This is a genomic window from Idiomarina sp. UBA4206, assembly GCF_002383015.1.
GTDB lineage: Bacteria > Pseudomonadota > Gammaproteobacteria > Enterobacterales > Alteromonadaceae > Idiomarina > Idiomarina abyssalis.
Map to the genome: position 1 here is coordinate 73,326 of NZ_DFTS01000004.1, position 425 is coordinate 73,750.

Here is a 425-nt window from a genome sequence, read left to right on the forward strand (position 1 = left end):
GAGCCGATAGATGAAGAGATGGTCGAAGAAGAGGCAATGAAAGGTAATGACGAGCAGCAGAGTTATTTACAACGCTTCTGCTCTAACCTTAATGTGCAGGCTAAAGAAGGCAAAATAGACCCACTGATAGGCCGCGATTACGAGCTTGAGCGTTGCGCTCAAATTCTCTGCCGTCGGCGCAAAAACAACCCGCTTTTAGTGGGTGAAGCCGGTGTGGGTAAAACAGCCATAGCCGAGGGCCTGGCTTACCGAATTATTAAGGGCGAAGTGCCTGAAATTCTCTCCGATGCAACCATCTATTCACTGGATATGGGTGACCTGCTGGCGGGAACAAAATACCGGGGGGATTTTGAGAAGCGTTTTAAAATGCTTTTGAAAGAGCTTCAGGAAAAAGAGCATGCCATTTTATTTATCGATGAAATTCA

Annotated in this window: 1 protein-coding gene; it reads left to right on the top strand. The window is 46.6% G+C overall.

From position 1 onward, the window contains the following. On the top strand, positions 1 to 425 hold a 425-nt coding region (locus B3180_RS00725; RefSeq protein WP_286842295.1), incomplete at both ends, for an AAA family ATPase.